Below are 19,002 nucleotides of genomic sequence, written 5' to 3'. Positions count from 1 at the left end.
AGCGGGCGCCTAGTGTAACCAAGCCCACCCGGGCTCGGCCATGCGTTACACTAGCGCCTTTGCCGATTCGATGAGGATTGCGTGTGACCCTGTTACGTCTGGAACAGCTGCAGCTCGCCTATGGCCCCCAGGTGCTGCTCAACGGCGCCGAGCTGGTGCTGGAGAAGGGCGAGCGCCTGGCCCTGGTGGGCCGCAACGGCACCGGCAAGTCGACCCTGCTCAGGCTGGTCTCCGGGGAGATCCTGCCCGATGGCGGGAACATCTGGCGGGCGCCGGGGCTCAAGGTGGGGGTGCTGGCCCAGGACCTGCCGGTGGCCTCCGGGGAGACCATCTTCGACGTGGTGGCCGAGGGCCTGCCCGAGGCCGGGAGCCTGCTCGCCGAGTATCACCACCTGGTGCAGCAGGACGACCCGGACATGCGGCGCATGGCGACCCTGCAGACCCAACTGGAGGCGATCGATGGCTGGTCCTTCAACCAGCGTATCGATGTGATCCTGACCCGCCTGGGCCTGCCGGCGGACGACCTGATGACCTCCCTCTCCGGGGGCTGGCGGCGTCGCGTGGCCCTGGCCCGGGCCCTGGTGGCCGACCCCGACCTGCTGCTGCTGGACGAGCCCACCAACCACCTGGACCTGGACACCATCGCCTGGCTGGAGGAGCAGCTGCTGGCCTTCCAGGGCGCCGTGCTCTTTATCACTCACGACCGCGCCTTCCTGTCGCGGCTGGCCACCGGCATTCTCGAGCTCGACCGGGGGCGGCTCGGCCGCTACCCCGGCGACTACGCCAAGTATCAGGCCCAGAAGGCCCATGAGCTGGAGGTGGAGGCCAAGGAGAACGCCGAGTTCGACAAGAAGCTGGCCCAGGAAGAGGCGTGGATTCGCCAGGGCATCAAGGCCCGGCGGACCCGCAACGAGGGGCGGGTGAGGGCGCTGGAGCAGATGCGCCGCGAGCGCAGCCAGCGCCGCGAGCGCCAGGGTAATGCCAACCTCTCGGTGGACAGCGGCGAGCGTACCGGCAAGCGGGTGGTGGAGCTGATCAACGTCACCCAGCGCTTCGGCGACGAGACGGTGATTCGCGATCTCAGCCTGGAGATCCAGCGCGGCGATCGCATCGGCTTTATCGGCCGCAATGGGGCCGGCAAGACCACCCTGCTGAAGATCCTGCTCGGCGAGCTGGAGCCCAGCGAGGGCCAGGTGCGCCTGGGCACCAACCTCAAGGTGGCCTATTTCGATCAGCTGCGCGCCGGCCTGGAGATGGACAAGAGCGTCTACGACAACGTGGCCCAGGGCAGCGACCGGGTCACGGTGGGGGGCAAGGATCGCCATGTGATCAGCTACCTCCAGGACTTCCTGTTCACCCCGGAGCGGGCCCGCCAGCCGGTCAAGGTGCTCTCCGGTGGCGAATCCAATCGCCTGCTGCTGGCCAAGCTGTTCACCCAGCCGGCCAATGTGCTGGTGCTCGACGAACCCACCAATGACCTGGACGTGGAGACCCTGGAGCTGCTCGAGGAGCTGCTGCTCGACTTCGAGGGCACCCTGCTGCTGGTCTCCCACGACCGGACCTTTATGGACAACGTGGTGACCGGGGTGCTGGCCTTCGAGGGCGATGGCCGGGTGCGCGAGTACGTGGGCGGCTACAGCGACTGGGTACGCCAGGGCGGCAAGTTGCCCCCGGCACCCTGGGAAGGGGCGGCGCGGCAGCGGGCCGAGCCGGTGGCCGATGGAGTAGCCGAGACGCCGCAGAAGGCGACCAAGCCCGCCGCCAGGAAGCCCGCCAAGCTCTCCTACAAGCTGCAGCGGGAGCTCGACGGCCTGCCGGCGCGTATCGAGCGGTTGGAGGCCGAGGTGGCCGAGTTCGAGGCCAGGGTGGGGGATCCCGACTTCTATCAGCAGGAGGCCAGCCGGGTCACCGCGACCCTGGAGGCGATGGGCGCCAAGCAGGCGGAGCTGGACGAGGCCATGGAGCGGTGGGTGGAACTGGAGGCGCTCGCCGCCGGGGAGTAAGCGATAATTCGCTACTGCGCTCGATACTTTGACCGCCGGCGGCCAGGATATCGAGCGCAGCAGTCAATCAGTGCTTCCGTTATTCGTCGCTCTCTTCGCCCTTCTTGCCAACCCGCACCGCCAGCACATCGCACTGGGCGCCGTGCAGCACGCCGGTGGAGGTGGAGCCCAGCAGCAGGGCGAAGCCGTGGCGCCCATGGGAGCCCACCACGATCAGATCCACGTCGTGTTCTTCGGCGAAGCGGTGGATCTCGGTATCGGGCATGCCCACCACCACGTGCTGGTTCTCCTTGGGCACCTTGTGAGGATCGGCGATCTCCGCCAGGCGCTGCTTGGCATGATCGTCGAGCTGATCCTGGATGCTGGTGAGATCCATGGGGATATCGCCACCATAGGCGAAGCCCAGCGGCTCCAGGGTATGCATGATGGAGAGTTTGGCCTGGTTGCGCTCGGCGATGGGCAGGGCGCGCTCCAGGACCTTATGGGAATCCTTGGTCAGATCGACGGCGACCAGGATATGGCGATATTCGTTGCTCATGGGACTCCTCGCATGGCGACAGCGGGCTGATACCCCTTACTCTAGGCGCTCTAGTGGGCCCGGAACAACGACTTATATCAACGTTTTGTGACATTCGACGAGGCAGCCGATGACCTGGCTAATCATTCTCTTGGCACTGGCGCTGGTGGTATCGCCGGTGATGTGGCTCAAGCCCAGTCCCCGCCAGAAGCGGGTGGCCGGCCTGCGCAATGCCGTGATCAAGGCGGGGGTGGAGGTGAAGCTGGAGGTGCCGCCCCTGCATGATGTGAAGACGTCCATGCCCGCCTATCGCTGGCGCTACCCCCAGGAGCGTCCCGGTCCCACCTTCGTGCTGGTCCGCGATAGCGAGTCCGGGGAGTCGCTCAAGCCCTGCCATGCCGGCTGGCGCTGGCGCACCGAGCCGTTGCGCCCCTTGCCGGAGGCGGCCCGGGAACGCCTCTTCGCCCTGCTGGAGCGGCTACCCCAGGACGCCCTGGTGCTGGAATCCAACGAGCAGGCCCTGACCCTGTGGTGGTACGAGTCACAGAATACCGAGCGTTTCCTCGGCTATCGCGATGACTTCCTCTTCCTGCGCGACCAACTGGCGGGACGCCCCGACCGTCCCCGGCCCAGGCCCCGGGCTTAAGGCTTTGCCCCATACACGAAGACGGGCACCCTAAGGGTGCCGTCTTCGTGTATGGGGAGGGCGGCCTGGGATCAGGCGTCCTCGTCGCGTCCCTGCAGGCGCAGGCCATTCTCCTCGATCCGTCCCAGCAGGGCATCGAGCTGGTGAACCTCGTCGTCGCTGAGTCCCGCCAGCATCTCCTGACGTGCCTCGGCCACCACCGCATCGATCTGCTGCAGCAGGGGCGTCGCCGCTTCGGTGAGGAAGATGCGCTTGGTGCGGCGATCCTGGTCGCAGGGGCAGCGTTCGATCAGGCCCTGTTCGGCGAGCTGATCCAGGGTGCGCACCAGGGACGGGGCCTCGACCCCGATGGCCCGGGCCAGGTCGCACTGGGGCTGACCGTCGCCGAGGCGCCACAGATGGTAGAGAGTGACCCAGCGGGTCTGGGTCAGGCCCAGGGGCGCCAGGCGCTGGTCGAGGATGGCCCGCCACAGGCGCGGCAGGCGTGACAGTCGGAAACCGATATTTTGATGCATTGGACTTCGTGTTTGCAGGCTAATAGTTGCATTGTCCGAAGCGATTGCCGCCATTGCAAGCCTTGGCGGCCGCGGGTCGGAAGATTGGCGTGGAAAAAACGTCGAGAGGCGTTGCGTCATCCCGTCTCGCCGTGACTCCTGGGCATGCCCGGGAGCATGCGCCGCCACTCCAGCCCGGGAATGCCCTGGAGAACGTGAATCTCGCCATCCGCCCGCTGAGGTGCCGCGGCGCTCACGTCAAAGCGCAGGCTGCCCAGGCGTTGGCCGGAGGAGGTGACGATATCGATGCGCCAGTCGCCGCTCGATGTCTCGGGAAAATTGAGCTTATGGCTCCAGGCCCGATAGCCCGCCTCGCGGCCGCCGTGCACCGTCAGGGGGATGCGATCGAGCAACTCCCCCTGATGGTGCCACTCGTGGTAGATGGTCTCCTCCAGGCCGCGGGGCGCGCGAATCGCCGTATAGGCGTAGAGTCCCTCCCGGGCCAGGGCCTCGGGGGTAAGGTCGAGTTCGCCCACCGGGGTGCGGCTGTCGCGATCCAGCTCCGGGGCCAGGGCGCTGCCGGTCAACCTCAGGTGAGCCGTGGGCACCCAGGCGCGCCCCGACCAGGCAGCACCGGCCAGCAGCAGGGCCACGCCCAGCAGGGCGAGCCAGCTGCGCCAGCCCTTGGGATGCAGCAGGTGGATCAGGCTCGGCAGGGCGAAGACCACCATGGCCAGCAGGGCATAGCCCAGGCTCTCCGCGGTGGTCAGGGAGAGCAGCAGCGGCAGGGTCACCAGCACCACCACGAAGACGCACTGGGCGTGGAAGGCGAAATAGAGCCAGCGCAGGCGCCCGGCTAGCCGATAATAGAGGGGGTCGATGATCGATAGCAGGCCCAGGCCGATCAGCAGCAGGGTGAACAGCGCCTGGCCGCTGGTCCAGACGGTGGTGGCCAGCAGGAAGGGCAGGCAGAAGAACAGCGTCTCCTGATGGATCAACTGGGCAATAAAGGCGGTGATGCCCTGGGGCAGGGTGGGGTAGCCGCGGCGGGCCAGCAGCCGACCGATCAGCCCCTCGCCGAGCAGCAGCACCCAGGCCAGCAGCATGCCCAGGGCCAGCAGGCCGCCCAGCCACTGCTGGCGATCCACCAGGAAGAAGCTCAGCACCCCGGCGCCGAAGGCGATGGGCGGCCATACCCAGAGGTAGGGGCGCAGCCGGATCAGCAGGGCCTCGACGCCGGCTTGCAGGCGACGCAGGCGCGGATGGGGGTCGGGGGGCGTGGAAACGGAGGTATCGGGCATCGCTGGCCTCGTGGCGGAAACGCTCGGCGCAGGCTAGCAGGGTCGGCCGGGGTTCGGGAGTCGCCGCTGGGCGACAGGCGGTGCAAGGATGGCGCAGTCAGGTTCTAGTATCGACCATCCGCCGAGAGAAGGGGGCTTGACGTGGCGACCAAGCTGAACCAAGCTAACGCTAAATCAAACGACCGTATGAATGCATACCGTCTTCCGGCATCCAACCCTGTGTGGAGATACGTGGATGATTTATCAAGGCAATGCCATCACGGTGGCGAAGAACGGCGAGGGCATCGCCCGACTCACCTTCGACCTCCGAGACGAATCCGTCAACAAGCTCTCCCGGGCCGTGATCGAGGAGCTGGGCGAGGCCGTCAAGGCGCTGCAGGGCGAGAGCGGCCTCCAGGGGCTGGTGATCGATAGCGCCAAGGACGTCTTTATCGTCGGCGCCGATATCACCGAGTTCCACGGCGTCTTCGAGAAGGACGAGGCCTACCTGGTGGAGATGAACCAGCGAGTCCACGCCATCTTCAATGCCATCGAGGATCTTCCCTTTCCCACCGTCACCGCCATCAACGGCATCGCCCTGGGCGGCGGCTGCGAGGTGGCCCTGACCACCGACTACCGGGTGATGGCCGACTCCGCCAGGCTGGGCCTGCCCGAGACCAAGCTGGGCATCCTGCCGGGCTGGGGCGGCTGCGTGCGCCTGCCGCGGCTGATCGGCGCCGACAACGCCATCGAGTGGATCGCCGGCGGCACCGAGAACAAGGCCGAGGCGGCCCTGAAGATGGGCGCCGTGGACGCGGTAGTGCCGGGGGACCAGCTCGAGGCCGCGGCCCTGGACCTGCTGGCCCGCGCCGCCAGCGGTGAGCTGGACTACCGGGCCCGCCGCGCCGAGAAGACCTCGCCGCTGAAGCTCGGCCCCATCGAGCAGATGATGGCCTTCGAGACCGCCAAGGGCTATGTGGCCGGCAAGGCCGGGCCCCACTACCCGGCGCCGGTGGAGTCGATCAAGGTGATCCAGAAGGGCGCCGGGGAGTCCCGGGAGCGGGCCCAGGCCATCGAGGCCAAGGCCTTCGCCAAGCTGGCCAAGACCGACGTCTGCTTCAACCTGGTGGGCCTCTTCCTCAACGATCAACTGGTCAAGAAGAAGGCCGGCAAGTACGCGAAGCAGGTCGCGCCGATCCAGCAGGCCGCGGTGCTGGGCGCCGGCATCATGGGCGGCGGCATCGCCTACCAGAGCGCCTCCAAGGGCACCCCCATCCTGATGAAGGACATCAAGGAGGAGGCGCTGGAGCTGGGCCTCAAGGAGGCCCGCAAGCTGTTCGCCAAGCAGGTGGAGCGTAAGAAGCTGACCACCGAGCAGATGGCCGAGAAGCTCAGCCATATTCGCCCGACCCTCTCCTACGGCGACTTCGGTCACGTCGACCTGGTGGTCGAGGCGGTGGTCGAGAATCCCAGGGTCAAGGAGGCGGTGCTCACCGAGCTGGAGGACCAGGTGGACGAGAAGACCATTCTCACCTCCAACACCTCGACCATCTCCATCGATCGTCTGGCCCAGAATCTCAAGCGCCCCGAGAACTTCTGCGGCATGCACTTCTTCAACCCGGTGCACCGCATGCCCCTGGTCGAGGTGATCCGCGGCGAGAAGAGCAGTGACGCCGCCGTGGCCGCCACCGTGGCCTATGCCCGTGCCATGGGCAAGACCCCCATCGTGGTCAACGACTGCCCGGGCTTCCTGGTCAACCGGGTGCTCTTCCCCTACTTCGGCGGCTTCAGCCTGCTGATGGAGCAGGGCGCCGACTTCCAGCGCGTCGACAAGCTGATGGAGAAGTTCGGCTGGCCCATGGGCCCCGCCTACCTGCTCGACGTGGTGGGCATGGACACCGCCGTGCACGCCGGCGAGGTGATGGCCGAGGGCTTCCCGGAGCGCATGGGTAGCCTGGGTGGCGGTGGCGACAAGAGCGCCATCCAGTTGATGTTCGAGAAGGACCGCCTGGGCCAGAAGAACGCCAAGGGCTTCTACGCCTACGAGGAAGACAAGAAGGGCAAGCCCAGGAAGGTGGTGGACGAAGAGGCCATTGCCCTGGTCCAGCAGGTGGTCAAGGAGAGCCGCGAGCTCTCCGACGAGGAGATCATCGCACGGATGATGGTGCCGCTGTGCCTGGAGACGGTGCGCTGCCTGGAGGATGGCATCGTCGGCAGCGCCGCCGAGGCGGACATGGCGCTGATCTACGGCATCGGCTTCCCGCCGTTCCGCGGTGGCGCCCTGCGCTATATCGACGCCCTGGGCGTGGCCGAGTTCGTGGCCCAGGCCGAGCGCCTGGCCGAGGAGCTGGGGCCCCTCTATGCCCCCACCGAGACCCTGCGTCGGATGGCCGCCGACGGCACCCGTTTCTACGCCTGATCCACCGCCTGAAGGAGAATGAAGATGAGCTTGAATCCGAGAGATGTCGTGGTGGTGGATGGCGTGCGTACCGCCATGGCCAAGGCCAAGAACGGCGCCTTCCGCCACGTGCGCGCCGAGAACCTCTCCGCCGCCGTGATGGAGGCGCTGCTGGCGCGCTCCCCGGGCCTCGATCCCGCCGAGATCGACGACGTCATCTGGGGCTGCGTCAACCAGACCCTGGAGCAGGGCTACAACATCGCCCGCAACGCCGCCATCCTGACCGGCATCCCGCGCAGCGTGCCGGGGCAGACCGTCAACCGCCTGTGCGGCTCCTCGATGAGCGCCCTGCATATCGCCGCCGCCAATATTCGCGCTGGCATGGGCGATGTCTACCTGGTGGGCGGTGTCGAACATATGGAGCACGTCTCCATGATGCATGGCGTCGACGTCAACCCGGCGGTCAGCAAGCACGCCGCCAAGGCCGCCATGATGATGGGCCTGACCGCCGAGCTGCTGGGCAAGATGCACGGCATCGGCCGCGAGGAGCAGGACGCCTTCGGCGTGCGCTCCCACCAGCGCGCCCTGGCCGCCGCCGAGGCGGGCCGCTTCGACAACGAGATCATCGGCGTCGAGGGCCATGACGAGCGGGGCTTCAAGATCCTGGTCAAGCGCGACGAGGTGATCCGCGCCGATGCCAGCCTGGAGAAGATGGCTTCCCTCAAGCCGGTCTTCGATCCCAGGAACGGCACCGTTACCGCCGGCACCTCCTCGGCGCTCTCCGTGGGCGCCTCCGGCATGGCGGTGATGAGCTACGAGCGCGCCCAGGCCCTGGGCCTCACACCCATCGCCCGGGTGCTTTCCACCGGGGTGGCGGGTTGCGATGCCTCCATCATGGGCTATGGTCCGGTGCCGGCCTCCAAGCAGGCCCTCAAGGCCGCCGGCCTGACCATCGATGATATCCAGACCGTGGAACTCAACGAGGCCTTCGCCGCCCAGGGCCTGCCGGTGCTCAAGGACCTGGGCCTGCGCGATGCCATGGACGACAAGGTCAACCTCAACGGTGGCGCCATCGCCCTCGGTCACCCCCTGGGCTGCTCCGGCACCCGCATCTGCACCACCCTGCTCAACGTGATGCAGCAGCAGGACACCACCCTGGGCCTGGCCACCATGTGCATCGGCATGGGCCAGGGCGTGGCCACGGTGTTCGAACGCCTGAAGTAAGTCTCACCCCCGCCAGCTACCCCTGGTGCCGCAACGCCGCCCCCGTGTCGCCACGGGGGCGGCGTTGTGCGTTACTAGGCTTTGTCTGAAAAGTCGGCGAGCGAAGGTCAGACAAGGAAAAAATCGGCGAAAAGACGGAGTTTACGTGGTGTAAATGAGTACTTTGAGCCGATTTTTAACGCCGTATGGCCGAGCGCAGCCAGTTTTCGGACATAGCCTAGGTGTCTCGAAACCCGGCGTTGCAAGTCGGCACGCCCGCACTGTCCCAGGCTGCGACACCGGCGCCGGTCAAGACCCCGGGTCAGCCCGGGGTCTTATGGATAGAAGATTGATATAACGATAAAAAATGGGTGATGGCCCAAAACTTCCATAGCTCCTGATATGGCGGGCCCTGGCCCCCAGTGCCTGACAATAACAACGAGGAGAGATTGCCTTGAGAACGCTGTCCCCCCTGCGAGGCCTCTGTCTGGTGGCCATCGCCTCGACCCCGCTGATGGCCGGTGCCGACCCCGGCGAGCAGGCCATCAATCGCTACTGCTCCGGCTGCCACCAGGCGGGTGGCGAGGATAACGGCTGGAGCCGTATCAGTGCCCAGCGCAAGACCCCGGAAGGCTGGGACATGACCATCGCGCGCATGCAGACCATGCATGGTCTGGAGCTGCCCCTGGAGGCGCGCCGCGATATCGTCAAGTTCCTCGCCGATACCCGGGGCCTGGCTCCCGAGGAGAGCGCCCCCCAGCGTGAGCTGATCGAGCGCCGCCTCAACCGCATCGAGTCCTTCGACCACCCCAGCTATCAGGAGATGTGTGCCCGCTGCCATACCGGCGGCCGCGCCCAGTTGCAGCGCCGTCCCCTGGAGGAGTGGGAACGCCTGGTGCACTTCCACGTGGGCCAGTTCCAGACCATCGAGTACCAGGCCATGGCCCGGGATCGCGACTGGTTCGAGCTCGCCCTGGACGAGATCGCCCCCTGGCTGGCCGAGACCCAGGGCCTGGAGAGCGCGGCCTGGGACGCCTGGCAGGCGCAGGACGCCGTGGATCCGGCGGGGGACTGGCAGCTCTGGGGCCACTGGCCCGGCGAGGGCGACTTCTATGCCGATGTCACCATCACCGCCGCCGAGGGCGAGGATGCCTATGCCCTGAGCCTGGATGGCGCCTTTACCGATGGCCGCGAACTCGACGGCGCCGGTCAGGCCATCGTCTACACCGGCTACGAGTGGCGCGCCAACCTCAGCCTCAACGGGCGTGACTTCAAGCAGGTGCTGGACCTCTCCGAGGCGCGCCCCGGCGGGCGCATCTTCGACGATCACGACGACGCCTTCGGTATGCGGGTCGAGATGGCGCCCCGTGAGGCCGCCGAGCCGGGCCTGACGGCCAGCCTGCCGGCATCGCTGAAGGCCGGCACGCGAAGCCGCCTGGTGCTGCTGGGCCACGGCCTCGCCGACGGCGAGATCGACCTGGGCGAGGGCGTCAGCGTGCGCGAGGTGATCGAGCGCGGCGACCACCGCCTGGTGCTCGACGTGGAGGCGGCCGCCGACCTGACCCCCGGCTGGCTGCCGGTGGCCGTGGGTGATGTCGGCGCCGAGACCCTGCTGGCCGGCTATCAGGCCGTGGATCGCCTGGAGGTGAGCCCGGCACTCGGCGTGGCGCGTATCGGCAACGACCGCACCCCGCCGGTGAGTGGCGTGTTCAGCGCCCTGGGCTACCTGGGCGAGGGCGAGGATGCCATTCCCCTGGGCCAGGTGCCGGTACGCTGGAGCGTTGCCCCCTGGGACGAGATCGCCGAACGCGACGAGGACGCCAAGTTCGCCGGCGTGCTGGACGCCGCCACCGGCATCTTTACCCCCGCCGGCGCCGGCCCCAACCCGCTGCGCCAGTACAACGCCAACAATGTCGGCAACCTGCGGGTTACCGCCAGCGTCGAGGGGCAGGAAGCCGTCCAGGACGAGGCGCAGCTGATCGTCACCGTGCAACGCTGGAACAACCCGCCGCTGCGCTAACACCAGGAGGCCATGATGGGAATCTTGCAAGCGATACCCCAGAACCTGCATCGGGTGGAGGTGGAAGGCCAGCCGCTGTGGTTCCATATCCCCACCACCAGCCTGTTCGCCCCGGACGCCCTCAGCGAGGAGCTGCTGGCGCTGGCCGGGCGCGGGGAGGGGCTCGATAGCCGGGCCCTGCCGGAACGGCTGACCCGGCGCGCCGACGGCGACGATATCGAGGCGCGCCTGGCCCAGCTCAAGGCGCTGAAGCTGATCACCGACGGCGCGGTGCAGGCCTACAACCCCAGCGTCGAGGTGGAGCAGTTCCCGCTCTCCACCGTGGTGCTCAACGTCAACACCGGCTGCAACCTGAGCTGCAGCTACTGCTACAAGGAAGACCTGGACAACCCTCGGGACGGCAAGAAGATGGACCTGGCCACCGCCCAGGCCTCCATCGAGATGATGCTGCGCGAGGCGCCGCAACGCGACCGCTACAATATCGTCTTCTTCGGCGGCGAGCCGCTCAGCAATATGCCGCTGATCCGCGAGGTGGTGGCCTGGGCCGAGGCGCGTATCCACGGCCTCGGCAAGGCGGTGGACTTCACCCTGACCACCAACGCCACCCTGCTCAACGAGGAGAAGATCGCCTTCTTCGATGCCCACCGCTTCGGCCTGACGGTGAGCATGGACGGGCCCAAGGCGATCCATGACAAGAACCGCATCGCGGTCAACGGCCAGGGCACCTATGACCTGGTGGCCAAGCGCATCAAGCCGCTGCTGGCCGGCTACCGCTCGCGGCCGGTGGGGGCCCGGGTCACCCTGACCCGGGGCATCACCGACGTGATCGGCATCCACGATCACCTGGTCAACGAGCTGGGTTTCGCCGAGGCGGGCTTCGCCCCGGTCACCTCCGGCGACATGGCCGCCTACAACCTCACCGGCGAGGAGCTCAAGACGGTCTTCGACGCCATGGTCGAGCTCGGCGAGCGCGCCGTGGCGGCGGCCATCGAGGGTCGCGATATCGGCTTCGGCAACTTCAACCAGTTGCTCACCGACCTCTGGGAAGGGCGCAGCAAGGCGGTGCCCTGCGGCGCCGGCCTGGGCCTGGTGTCGGTGGATCACGAAGGCGACGTGCACCTCTGCCACCGCTTCACCGGCTCGGAGATGCCCACCTTCGGCAACGTCGGCGAGGGGCTCGACCACGCCGGCCTCAAGCAGTTTATCGAGGCCAGGAGCGACCGCTCCGAGCGCGGCTGCAGCGACTGCCGGATTCGCAATCTCTGCTCCGGCGGCTGCTATCACGAGAGCTACGCCCGCTACGGCGACCCCATGACCCCTACCTACCACTACTGTGACCTGATGCGCGACTGGGTCGATTTCGGCATCCAGGCCTACGCGCGCATCCTGCGTCATAACCCCGAGTTTCTTGACGGTCCCCTGGCCGGGAGGCAGAGCGCATGAATTCTGACAAGCAGCTCGCCGAACGCAAGGCGGCAACCCCGACTGATATTCGACCAGATGGTCCCCTGGCCGGGAGGCAGAGCGTATGAATCCTGACAAGCAGCTCGCCGAACGCAAGGCGGCAACCCCGACGGATATTCGACCAGACGGCCCCCAGGCCGGGAGGCAGAGCGCATGAATCCTGACAAGCATCTCGCCGAACGCAAGGCGGCAACCCCGACGGATATTCGACCAGATGGCCCCCTGGCCGGGAGGCAGAGTGTATGAGCAATCACAGCGATAACAACAAGACCATGACCCAGCTGGGGCTGGCGCCCCTCAACCGCAAGGCTCGCGAGATGGAGCGGGCCGCGACCCCGGAGGCCCTGGAGGAGGTCCAGGCCATGCAGACCATCGCCGGCTGCACCTCCAGCTTCGACCCGGGTTGGGAGGTGGACCCCTTCGGCGGCGTGGCCTCGCTGTGCCAGCCCATGGAGGCGGACCTCTACGGCTGCGCCGACCCCTGCTGGTGGCCCGCCCAGGTGCCGGACACCATGAACACCTACCCTGACTGGGGGCAGGGGGCCGATCGCGCCGAGGACGACTGGCGCAAGCTCGATAGCGTCTATCCGGGAGGCGAGCAGTGATGGAGAGCCCTGTGATGAAGAAGCGACTCAACCTGACCCTGGCGAGCCTGCTGGCCCTCGCCGCCCAGCCCCTGCTGGTCGATACTGCCGAGGCCGAGGAGGCCGGCGCCGACCCGGTGCGCGAGTACCTGGTGACCATGGCCCGCCCCAACCAGCTGCATGTGATCGACCCCGAGGCCCGGGAGATCGTGCGCAGCTGCGACGTGGAGGGCGACTTCGGCTCCGGCACCCTGCAGCTCTCCCCGGACGAGCGCACCGCCTATGTGCTGCATAACCGCTGGGAGGACGTGGTGGGTATCGATCTCACCAATTGCGAGGAGGTGTTCCGCGCCCGCCAGTCCACTGGGGACGTGCGCGCCAAGGCGATGGCCTCCCTGGCGCTGAGTCCCGACGGCAGCCGCCTCTATACGGTGCAGGATCGGGTGCGTCTGCACCGCGATCGCTACGAGGTGCTGGAGCCGCAACTGGCGGTCTATGACACCGCGGCGGGGCTCGATGCCGAGCCCCTCGCCACCTTCCCGGCGCCGCGCCAGGTGACCACCATGGCCGCCGCCGAGGACGGCGTCCTGTATCTCGCCGGGGCGGATATCTACCGGGTCGACCCCGAGACCGGCGACACCGAGATCGCCATCGCCAACCGCCACTGGGACCGCCCCGGCTTCAGCCCCCCGGATTCCCTGGCCATGTGGTCCACCGGCGAGGTGACCAATGAGTTCCTGCGTCCCTATACGGTGGCGGAGCATCCCGGCGAGGAAAACGAGGCCTGGCACTGGGGCATCAGCCGGGTCGACCTGGCCAGCGGCGAGACCGAGAACAAGGAGATCGCCCCCTTCGAGTTCATCATCTTCTCGATGGTCTCCGACCCTCGCGATCGCGACACCTTCTACGGCGTCTATACCCAGCTCAGCAAACTGGACGCCGAGACCCGGGAGATCGTCGAGGTGATCGATCTCGACCACACCTACTACGTCATCAACACCTCCTACGACGGCTCGCGGATCTATCTGGGGGGCGCCTCCAGCGATATCGCCATCTATGATGACGACTTCAATGACCTGGGACGGATCGAGTTGCCCGGCGATATGAGTACGGCGACCTTGAAAGTCGCGCGCTTCTAGGCACTGCCTGAAACTGTCTGCGCTCGGCCATACGGCGTTAAACATCGGCTTAAAGTACTCATTTACAACCATGTAAACTCCGCCTTTTCGCCGATGTTTGCCTTGTCTGGCCTTCGCTCGCCGACGTTTCAGACAGCACCTTGCGCGATTGTGTGGTCCGTTTGGCCGGCGCTTACGAAAGCGACCGGCCCTTTTTGCTGGAGAACTGCCCATGCCCGAGCCCGGCCACGACCCTACCCCTGCCCGCGACCCGGGAAGCCTGCCCTGGGGCTGGCTCTACCGGCCGCTCAAGGCGCGGCTGCTGGCGCTGGCGCGGCTGCTGGCGCTGAGCCTGGTAGCGACCCTGCTGGCGCTGCTGCCGCCACTGCTCACCCAGCGGCTGATCGACCAGGGCCTGATGCAGGGCGACTTCGCCACGGTGGCGACCTATGTGGCCGCCCTGGTGGCGGTGGGGCTCGCCGCCCTGGGCCTGCAGGGGCTGACCCGCCTGCAGCATGTGGCGCTCTCCGCCCGGCTGCTGCTGTCGCTGCGCCGCTCCCTGCTGCGTCACCTGCTGCGCCTGGCTCCGGGGCGCTGGCAGGCCCGGGGCCGGGGCGACCTGATGAGCCGCCTCGACGGCGACCTGTCGATCCTCCAGGGCTTCGTCCTGGATGGCCTGCTGGGCGGGCTCTCCAACCTGCTGGGGCTGGTCGGGGCCCTGGCCATGATCGGCCTGTTCAGCCCCCTGCTGATGCTCCTGGTGGCGGTGCTGGTGCCGATCCAGTGGCTGTGGCTGCGCGCCTGGCGCCCGGCCCTGACCCGTCGCCAGCAGGCGCTCAGAGAGCAGAGCGGCGAACTCTCCGGCTTCTGGCAGGACACCCTGGCCCATGGCCCCTGGTTCCAGGGCCAGGCCCTGGAGGCGGCGCGGCTCAACCGCCTCCAGGGGCTCGGCCACGAGCAGCTGCGGCGCCTCCTGGCGGTGCGCTGGGTGGGGTTCCTCAGCGACATGGGGCCCCAGTTGATCCTCGCCCTGGCCCGGGCCGGGGTGCTGCTGCTGGGCGGCTATCTGGTGATCCAGGGGCGCTTGCAACTCGGCGAGCTGGTGGCCCTGCTGGCCTATCTCGGCATGGTGATGGCGCCCATCGGTGGCCTGCTCGGCCTCTATGGCGGCTGGCAGCGGGCCCGGGTCAGCGCGGCGCGCCTCGCCGAGCTCTTCGCCGAGCCCGCCATGCGCGATCCCTACCGGGGCGAGCGGCCCACGGGACCCGGCGAGATCCGCCTCGAGGGGCTGCGGTTCCGCCATCCCGGCCAGGCCGACTGGCTGCTGGGTGGCGTCGACCTCGAGCTCCCGCCGGGTCACAAGGTACTGATCGACGGCCCCTCCGGCGCCGGCAAGAGCAGCCTGATCCGCTTGCTGCTGGGCCTGGAGGCCCCCGAGGCGGGCGAGATCCGCGTCGATGGCGTGCCGCTCGATGCGCTCGCCCGTCGCCACTGGCTCAAGCGAGTGGCCTGGGTGGAGCAACACCCCAGCCTGCTGCGCGGCAGCCTGGCCGAGACCCTGCGTGCGCTGGCCCCGGAGGCCAGTGACGCGGAACTGCGCGAGGCGTTGGTGCGGGTCGGCTTGGCGGAGTGGTTCGACGCCTTGCCCCAGGGCCTGGCCACCGAGCTGGGCGACCTGGGCGGCAAGGTCTCCGGCGGCCAGCGGGCGCGCCTGGCCCTGGCCCGGGCGCTGCTCAAGAAGCCGCGCCTGGTGCTGCTCGACGAGCCCACCGCGGCGCTGGACCCGGCGGCCGCCCGGGCCTTCGATGCCCTGCTCGACGAGGTGCTGGGCGAGACCACCCGGTTGATTATCAGCCACCAGGGGGGCCACTTCGGTCACCTGGATGCCCGCTACCGCCTCGAGGGCGGGCGGCTGATCGCGGCGGAGGCGGTGCCATGTCTCTAATACCGGCCCTAACACCGACCCTGGGACTAATCGATAGCGGCGTGCCTCCCGGCACGCCCCTGGCACGTTTCCATTCGCCGGCTGGCGGCGATGCCGAGGATCGCCTGGGCCATGGGCGGGCCATCCTCGCCACCCTGGGGCACTATCTACCGCCGCGGCTGGAGATCGCCCTCTATAAGCTCTTCGAGGAACGCCTGATCGCCGATGCCGCCGCCCTGGCGGCGGCCTTCGAGTGGCAGGCCGAGGCGCCGCCGGCCTGGCTGCTGTGCAGCCTGGGACTGCCTCGGGCCGATGCCCGGCTGCGGGCGGCGGTGGCGCGCTTACAGCAAGCCGGCACCCGCATCGTCGCCGCCAGCCCGCGCTTCGGGGCGCCGGTCTATCCGGCGGCCTGGCCCGGGGTGATGGCGGTGACCGGCGACGCGGGCCTGGTGCCGGGGCCACCACGCCGAGGCCGCGACGGGCGCTGGTACGCCTGCGTCTGGGCGGCCCAGGAGATACAAGAGGAGGGGGGCGCCTGGCAGCCCTGGCAGATGGGGCCGCCGCCGGCGGGCACGCTGCCGCACCTGGGTGGGGCCAGCTTCGCCGCGGCCCATGCCCTGGGCTACTGGCTGGCGGAGTCGGCCGGCGACGAGGCCGTGACGTCGCCAGAGGAGGGCGTGGGCAGAGGGGGCCAATCGGGGTGATCGGCCCACCAGCGGACAAGCGCCGGGGCGGCGGGGCCGGCGGCGATCAATAGCGCCTGGGCCGCCTCGTGGTCTTCGGCCTGCATGGCGCTGACCAGGGGCGCCAGGGGAACGCCCGCCACCGCCTGGATGCCCAGGGGCTGGTCCGGGGTCACGGCCAGCTCCCGTTCGGCCAGGCGGGTACCGACGATGGCCAGGCCCCGCGCCACCCGGACCCGCGCCCAGGGCTCCGGTAGATGCAGCGCTTGATGGTCGGGCCAGTGGCAGCGCGCCGCCCAGTAGGGGGCCGGGTCGGTGGTGATTGATGCTGGATAAGCGGCCTGGCGATAGAAGTCGCGGCCGGCCCGGGCGAAGCGCCAGTATTGGGCGTCCTGGCGGCGCTGATGGAAGCGCTCCAGGGGCGCGATGGGCCGGCCCTCGAGCAGGCCATTCAACACCGGCGCCAGGCCATGGGCCGAGGAGAGGGCATTGAAGATGCCCTGGCCGGAGAGGGGGTCGATGGCCATGGCGGCATCTCCCAGACGCCACAGCCGCCCCTCCCGAACCCGGGTGCGCCCCAGCAGGCTAGGGCGCCGGTAGTGGTGACGAATCCCGGCCCGGCCCCACAGCGGGGCCAGCTCGGGCTGGGCGGCGAGCCAGGCGTCGGGATCCCGGCGCGCCCGACGCAGGGTCGCCTCCGGCAGGGCCAGTTGCAGGTACTGCTGGCCCTCGAGCCGCGACCACCAGGCCCAGCCGCCGCCGGGCAGCGACAGGGCGGCGCTGGCGGGGGTGGGCTCGGTGGCCGCGCCGCGCAGGATCCAGGCCGGGGTCGACCAGGGGGCAGCGTCGCGGAACTGGCGCCGCGCCGCCGCCCGACCCCGGGCCTCCACCCCCCAGGGCGCGCTCAGGACGCGACCGTCCGCCAGGGTCAGCCGCGCCCGGTCGCCATCACTCGCCAGGGCCGTGATCCGCGCCTCGATCACCGGGATACCGGCTTCGCGCAGGTCCGCCAGCAGGGCGGCATCGAAGGCCGGGCGCGGCAACAGCCACTCGGCATTGGGCGCCCGCGCCTCGCCGCCCCAGGTGACCCGCCGCGGCAGGGGACCCACCGCGCAGGCGGTGGCCCGACGCAGCCCTAGGCCGGCCAGGGCCTGGAGGCTGCGCCGGGAAATGCCCTCGATGGCCCGGTAGTCACGGATGCGGCCCACCAGGGTGACCCGCCGGCCGGCGCGATGCAGCAGCATGGCCAGGGCGGCCCCGGCGGGGCCGCCGCCGGCGATCAGCACCTCGCCGGCCGCCTCATCATGCATCAGAAGAAGACCCCCACCAGTAGCTGGGCATAGAAGGACGCCTCGTCGTCGCCGAGCTGGATACCGCCCTCGGCCGCGCTCCTGTCGGGACTGTACCAGCCCAGCAGCGGCGAGACATAGAGCCAGTCGCTGGGCAGCCACTCCGCATAGAGGTTGAGCTCGCGCCCGCCCATATCGGGCTGGTCGGCGGTATCCAGGCTCTCGAAGTCGTAGGCCAGCAGCCCCAGGTGCAGGCTCTCGCTCACCGAGCCGGTGAGGCCCAGTCGCCATGCCTCGGCGTTGCTGTTGAAGGGGCCGGCGTAGTTGCCCGCCACCTCGCCCTGGAACCAGGTGCCATAGCTGCGGGTAAAGCCGTAGAAGAGCGCGTCCCAGCCCTCGGAGAAGCGACTGTAGCGCAGCGACAGGGTCGGCTGGCCGGGCAGCTCGCTAAAGGTCCAGGCAGGCTCCAGGGCCCAGGCCGTCTCGCGGGAGTCCTTGCGCTGATGGGCGAATTCGCCGCGCAGGGTCAGGGCCTCGTCGAGCAGGCGCTGCTCGACGCGCAGGTCGTAGACGTCCATGCCGTCGCGCTCGGCCAGGAAAGGGCTGGCCTCGCCCTCGTCGACCCCCAGGCCGCGCAGGTAGCTGGCCTCCACCAGGCCATGGGCATGCTCGCGGGTCAGGGTGAACGCCGCCATCTCGGTGCTGGCCTGGGCCGGGTTGTCCGACGCGAACCAGGCCAGTTGGCCCCGCCAGCCGTCGCGGCCCAGCGCCACCACGGCGGTGCGGTCGAAGGCCTTGCGGCCGGCCAGGTAGTAGGCGCCGCCGCGGTCGAGCTCCTCGCCCAGGGCATCGCCCAGGCTCAGCGCATCGCCGGCCACCAGGAAGCCCTCGCCCAGGGTGATCGGCTGGCGACCGGCGGAGACGTCGAGGGACCAGGACGAGCCACCCAGGGCCTCGCTGCGGTAGCCGACGACGGCATCTTCCAGGTCCAGCTCGCGCTCCCTGCCGGAGGTAAAGCCGGCGGCGTCGCCATCGCCCCAGGTGGCGGTGCCCACGGTGCTGACCCGGCCATAGAGGCCGGACTCTTTGGGGTTGAGTTCGGCGCCCAGGGTGACCACGCCCTCTTGCCAACGGTAGCGGCCCGGCTCGGCGGCGCCGGTGGCATAGCCCCGGTCGCTATGGAAGGCGCCCAGCAGCGCCTGGAGGTCGATATCCACGGTGGCATGGCCGAGATCGGCCATCTCATAGGCCTGGGCGGGCAGGGCGGCGGCCAGCAGCAGGCCGCCCAGCGTCGTCGGCAGACGCCGGAAGTTCTTGTTGTTATGCATGGGGGATTCCTCGGGGTTGGAAGGGCCCCGACCGATGCCGGGGCCGGGTTG

Annotated in this window: 15 protein-coding genes; 10 read left to right on the top strand and 5 right to left on the bottom strand. The window is 68.8% G+C overall.

Going from position 1 to position 19,002, the window contains the following annotated elements; genetic code table 11:
• The first annotated feature begins 83 nt into the window (after positions 1-83).
• Complete coding sequence (locus ACZ5EF_RS12190; protein WP_346062058.1) at positions 84-2,003, top strand: ATP-binding cassette domain-containing protein; 1,920 nt, start codon at positions 84-86, stop codon at positions 2,001-2,003.
• 79 nt (positions 2,004-2,082) lie between these two features.
• Here the strand turns inward: ACZ5EF_RS12190 and ACZ5EF_RS12185 are convergent, their stop codons facing one another.
• Positions 2,083-2,541 (bottom strand): universal stress protein, encoded by a 459-nt coding sequence (locus ACZ5EF_RS12185; RefSeq protein WP_346062059.1) that lies wholly within the window; start codon positions 2,539-2,541, stop codon positions 2,083-2,085.
• Positions 2,542-2,650: 109 nt separating this feature from the next.
• Between ACZ5EF_RS12185 and ACZ5EF_RS12180 the strand changes: the two genes are divergently transcribed.
• Positions 2,651-3,166, top strand: a complete 516-nt coding sequence (locus ACZ5EF_RS12180) for a preprotein translocase subunit YajC (RefSeq protein ID WP_346062060.1) — start codon at positions 2,651-2,653, stop codon at positions 3,164-3,166.
• Positions 3,167-3,237: 71 nt separating this feature from the next.
• Here ACZ5EF_RS12180 and slyA read toward each other — a convergent pair whose 3' ends face one another.
• A complete protein-coding gene (gene slyA, locus ACZ5EF_RS12175) occupies positions 3,238-3,681 on the bottom strand; it encodes a transcriptional regulator SlyA (RefSeq protein ID WP_346062061.1) in 444 nt (147 codons plus the stop codon).
• A gap of 116 nt (positions 3,682-3,797) precedes the next feature.
• Positions 3,798-4,961 carry a DUF5924 family protein gene (locus ACZ5EF_RS12170; protein ID WP_346062062.1) on the bottom strand — a complete coding sequence of 388 codons (1,164 nt, stop codon included), beginning with the start codon at positions 4,959-4,961 and terminating at the stop codon, positions 3,798-3,800.
• A gap of 235 nt (positions 4,962-5,196) precedes the next feature.
• Here ACZ5EF_RS12170 and fadB point away from each other — a divergent pair, with 235 nt between their 5' ends.
• From fadB to ACZ5EF_RS12130, 8 genes are all read left to right on the top strand, one after another.
• Positions 5,197-7,359: a fatty acid oxidation complex subunit alpha FadB gene (gene fadB, locus ACZ5EF_RS12165; RefSeq protein WP_346062063.1), complete on the top strand. Its 2,163-nt coding sequence runs from the start codon at positions 5,197-5,199 to the stop codon at positions 7,357-7,359.
• A 24-nt stretch (positions 7,360-7,383) separates the two neighbouring features.
• A complete protein-coding gene (fadA, locus tag ACZ5EF_RS12160) occupies positions 7,384-8,562 on the top strand; it encodes an acetyl-CoA C-acyltransferase FadA (protein ID WP_346062064.1) in 1,179 nt (392 codons plus the stop codon).
• Positions 8,563-8,995: 433 nt separating this feature from the next.
• A complete protein-coding gene (peaA, locus tag ACZ5EF_RS12155) occupies positions 8,996-10,561 on the top strand; it encodes a quinohemoprotein amine dehydrogenase subunit alpha (protein WP_346062065.1) in 1,566 nt (521 codons plus the stop codon).
• Between the two features lie 15 nt (positions 10,562-10,576).
• Positions 10,577-12,004, top strand: coding sequence for a quinohemoprotein amine dehydrogenase maturation protein (peaB, locus tag ACZ5EF_RS12150; RefSeq protein ID WP_346062066.1), 1,428 nt, complete (start codon positions 10,577-10,579; stop codon positions 12,002-12,004).
• A gap of 263 nt (positions 12,005-12,267) precedes the next feature.
• Positions 12,268-12,630: a quinohemoprotein amine dehydrogenase subunit gamma gene (gene qhpC, locus ACZ5EF_RS12145; protein ID WP_346062067.1), complete on the top strand. Its 363-nt coding sequence runs from the start codon at positions 12,268-12,270 to the stop codon at positions 12,628-12,630.
• Positions 12,631-12,644: 14 nt separating this feature from the next.
• Entirely contained in the window at positions 12,645-13,748 is a 1,104-nt protein-coding gene (gene peaD, locus ACZ5EF_RS12140) for a quinohemoprotein amine dehydrogenase subunit beta (RefSeq protein ID WP_346062068.1), read from the top strand.
• A gap of 211 nt (positions 13,749-13,959) precedes the next feature.
• A complete protein-coding gene (locus tag ACZ5EF_RS12135) occupies positions 13,960-15,672 on the top strand; it encodes an ABC transporter ATP-binding protein (RefSeq protein ID WP_346062069.1) in 1,713 nt (570 codons plus the stop codon).
• A complete protein-coding gene (locus ACZ5EF_RS12130; RefSeq protein WP_346062070.1) occupies positions 15,663-16,355 on the top strand; it encodes a S8/S53 family peptidase in 693 nt (230 codons plus the stop codon). Before ACZ5EF_RS12135 ends, ACZ5EF_RS12130 begins: the two co-directional genes overlap by 10 nt.
• Here ACZ5EF_RS12130 and qhpG read toward each other — a convergent pair.
• Complete coding sequence (gene qhpG / locus ACZ5EF_RS12125; protein ID WP_346062071.1) at positions 16,274-17,644, bottom strand: flavin-dependent monooxygenase QhpG; 1,371 nt, start codon at positions 17,642-17,644, stop codon at positions 16,274-16,276. The genes ACZ5EF_RS12130 and qhpG overlap by 82 nt on opposite strands.
• The gene (locus ACZ5EF_RS12120; RefSeq protein ID WP_346062072.1) at positions 17,644-18,951 is read right to left on the bottom strand and encodes a hypothetical protein; all 1,308 of its coding nucleotides are present in this window, start codon (positions 18,949-18,951) and stop codon (positions 17,644-17,646) included. The genes qhpG and ACZ5EF_RS12120 overlap by 1 nt, the downstream gene beginning before the upstream one ends.
• Positions 18,952-19,002 lie beyond the last annotated feature (51 nt).

This window comes from Bisbaumannia salifodinae, assembly GCF_055388505.1.
This window is presented reverse-complemented; position numbering and strand designations above follow the sequence as displayed.

Coding starts and splice junctions, on each gene's coding strand:
- peaB (WP_346062066.1), top strand. CDS start 10,577: ATGGGAATCTTGCAAGCGATACCCCAGAACCTGCATCGGGTGGAGGTG.
- ACZ5EF_RS12130 (WP_346062070.1), top strand. CDS start 15,663: ATGTCTCTAATACCGGCCCTAACACCGACCCTGGGACTAATCGATAGC.
- ACZ5EF_RS12170 (WP_346062062.1), bottom strand. CDS start 4,961: ATGCCCGATACCTCCGTTTCCACGCCCCCCGACCCCCATCCGCGCCTG.
- fadB (WP_346062063.1), top strand. CDS start 5,197: ATGATTTATCAAGGCAATGCCATCACGGTGGCGAAGAACGGCGAGGGC.
- peaD (WP_346062068.1), top strand. CDS start 12,645: ATGAAGAAGCGACTCAACCTGACCCTGGCGAGCCTGCTGGCCCTCGCC.
- fadA (WP_346062064.1), top strand. CDS start 7,384: ATGAGCTTGAATCCGAGAGATGTCGTGGTGGTGGATGGCGTGCGTACC.
- ACZ5EF_RS12185 (WP_346062059.1), bottom strand. CDS start 2,541: ATGAGCAACGAATATCGCCATATCCTGGTCGCCGTCGATCTGACCAAG.
- slyA (WP_346062061.1), bottom strand. CDS start 3,681: ATGCATCAAAATATCGGTTTCCGACTGTCACGCCTGCCGCGCCTGTGG.
- qhpC (WP_346062067.1), top strand. CDS start 12,268: ATGAGCAATCACAGCGATAACAACAAGACCATGACCCAGCTGGGGCTG.
- ACZ5EF_RS12180 (WP_346062060.1), top strand. CDS start 2,651: ATGACCTGGCTAATCATTCTCTTGGCACTGGCGCTGGTGGTATCGCCG.
- ACZ5EF_RS12120 (WP_346062072.1), bottom strand. CDS start 18,951: ATGCATAACAACAAGAACTTCCGGCGTCTGCCGACGACGCTGGGCGGC.
- ACZ5EF_RS12135 (WP_346062069.1), top strand. CDS start 13,960: ATGCCCGAGCCCGGCCACGACCCTACCCCTGCCCGCGACCCGGGAAGC.
- qhpG (WP_346062071.1), bottom strand. CDS start 17,644: ATGCATGATGAGGCGGCCGGCGAGGTGCTGATCGCCGGCGGCGGCCCC.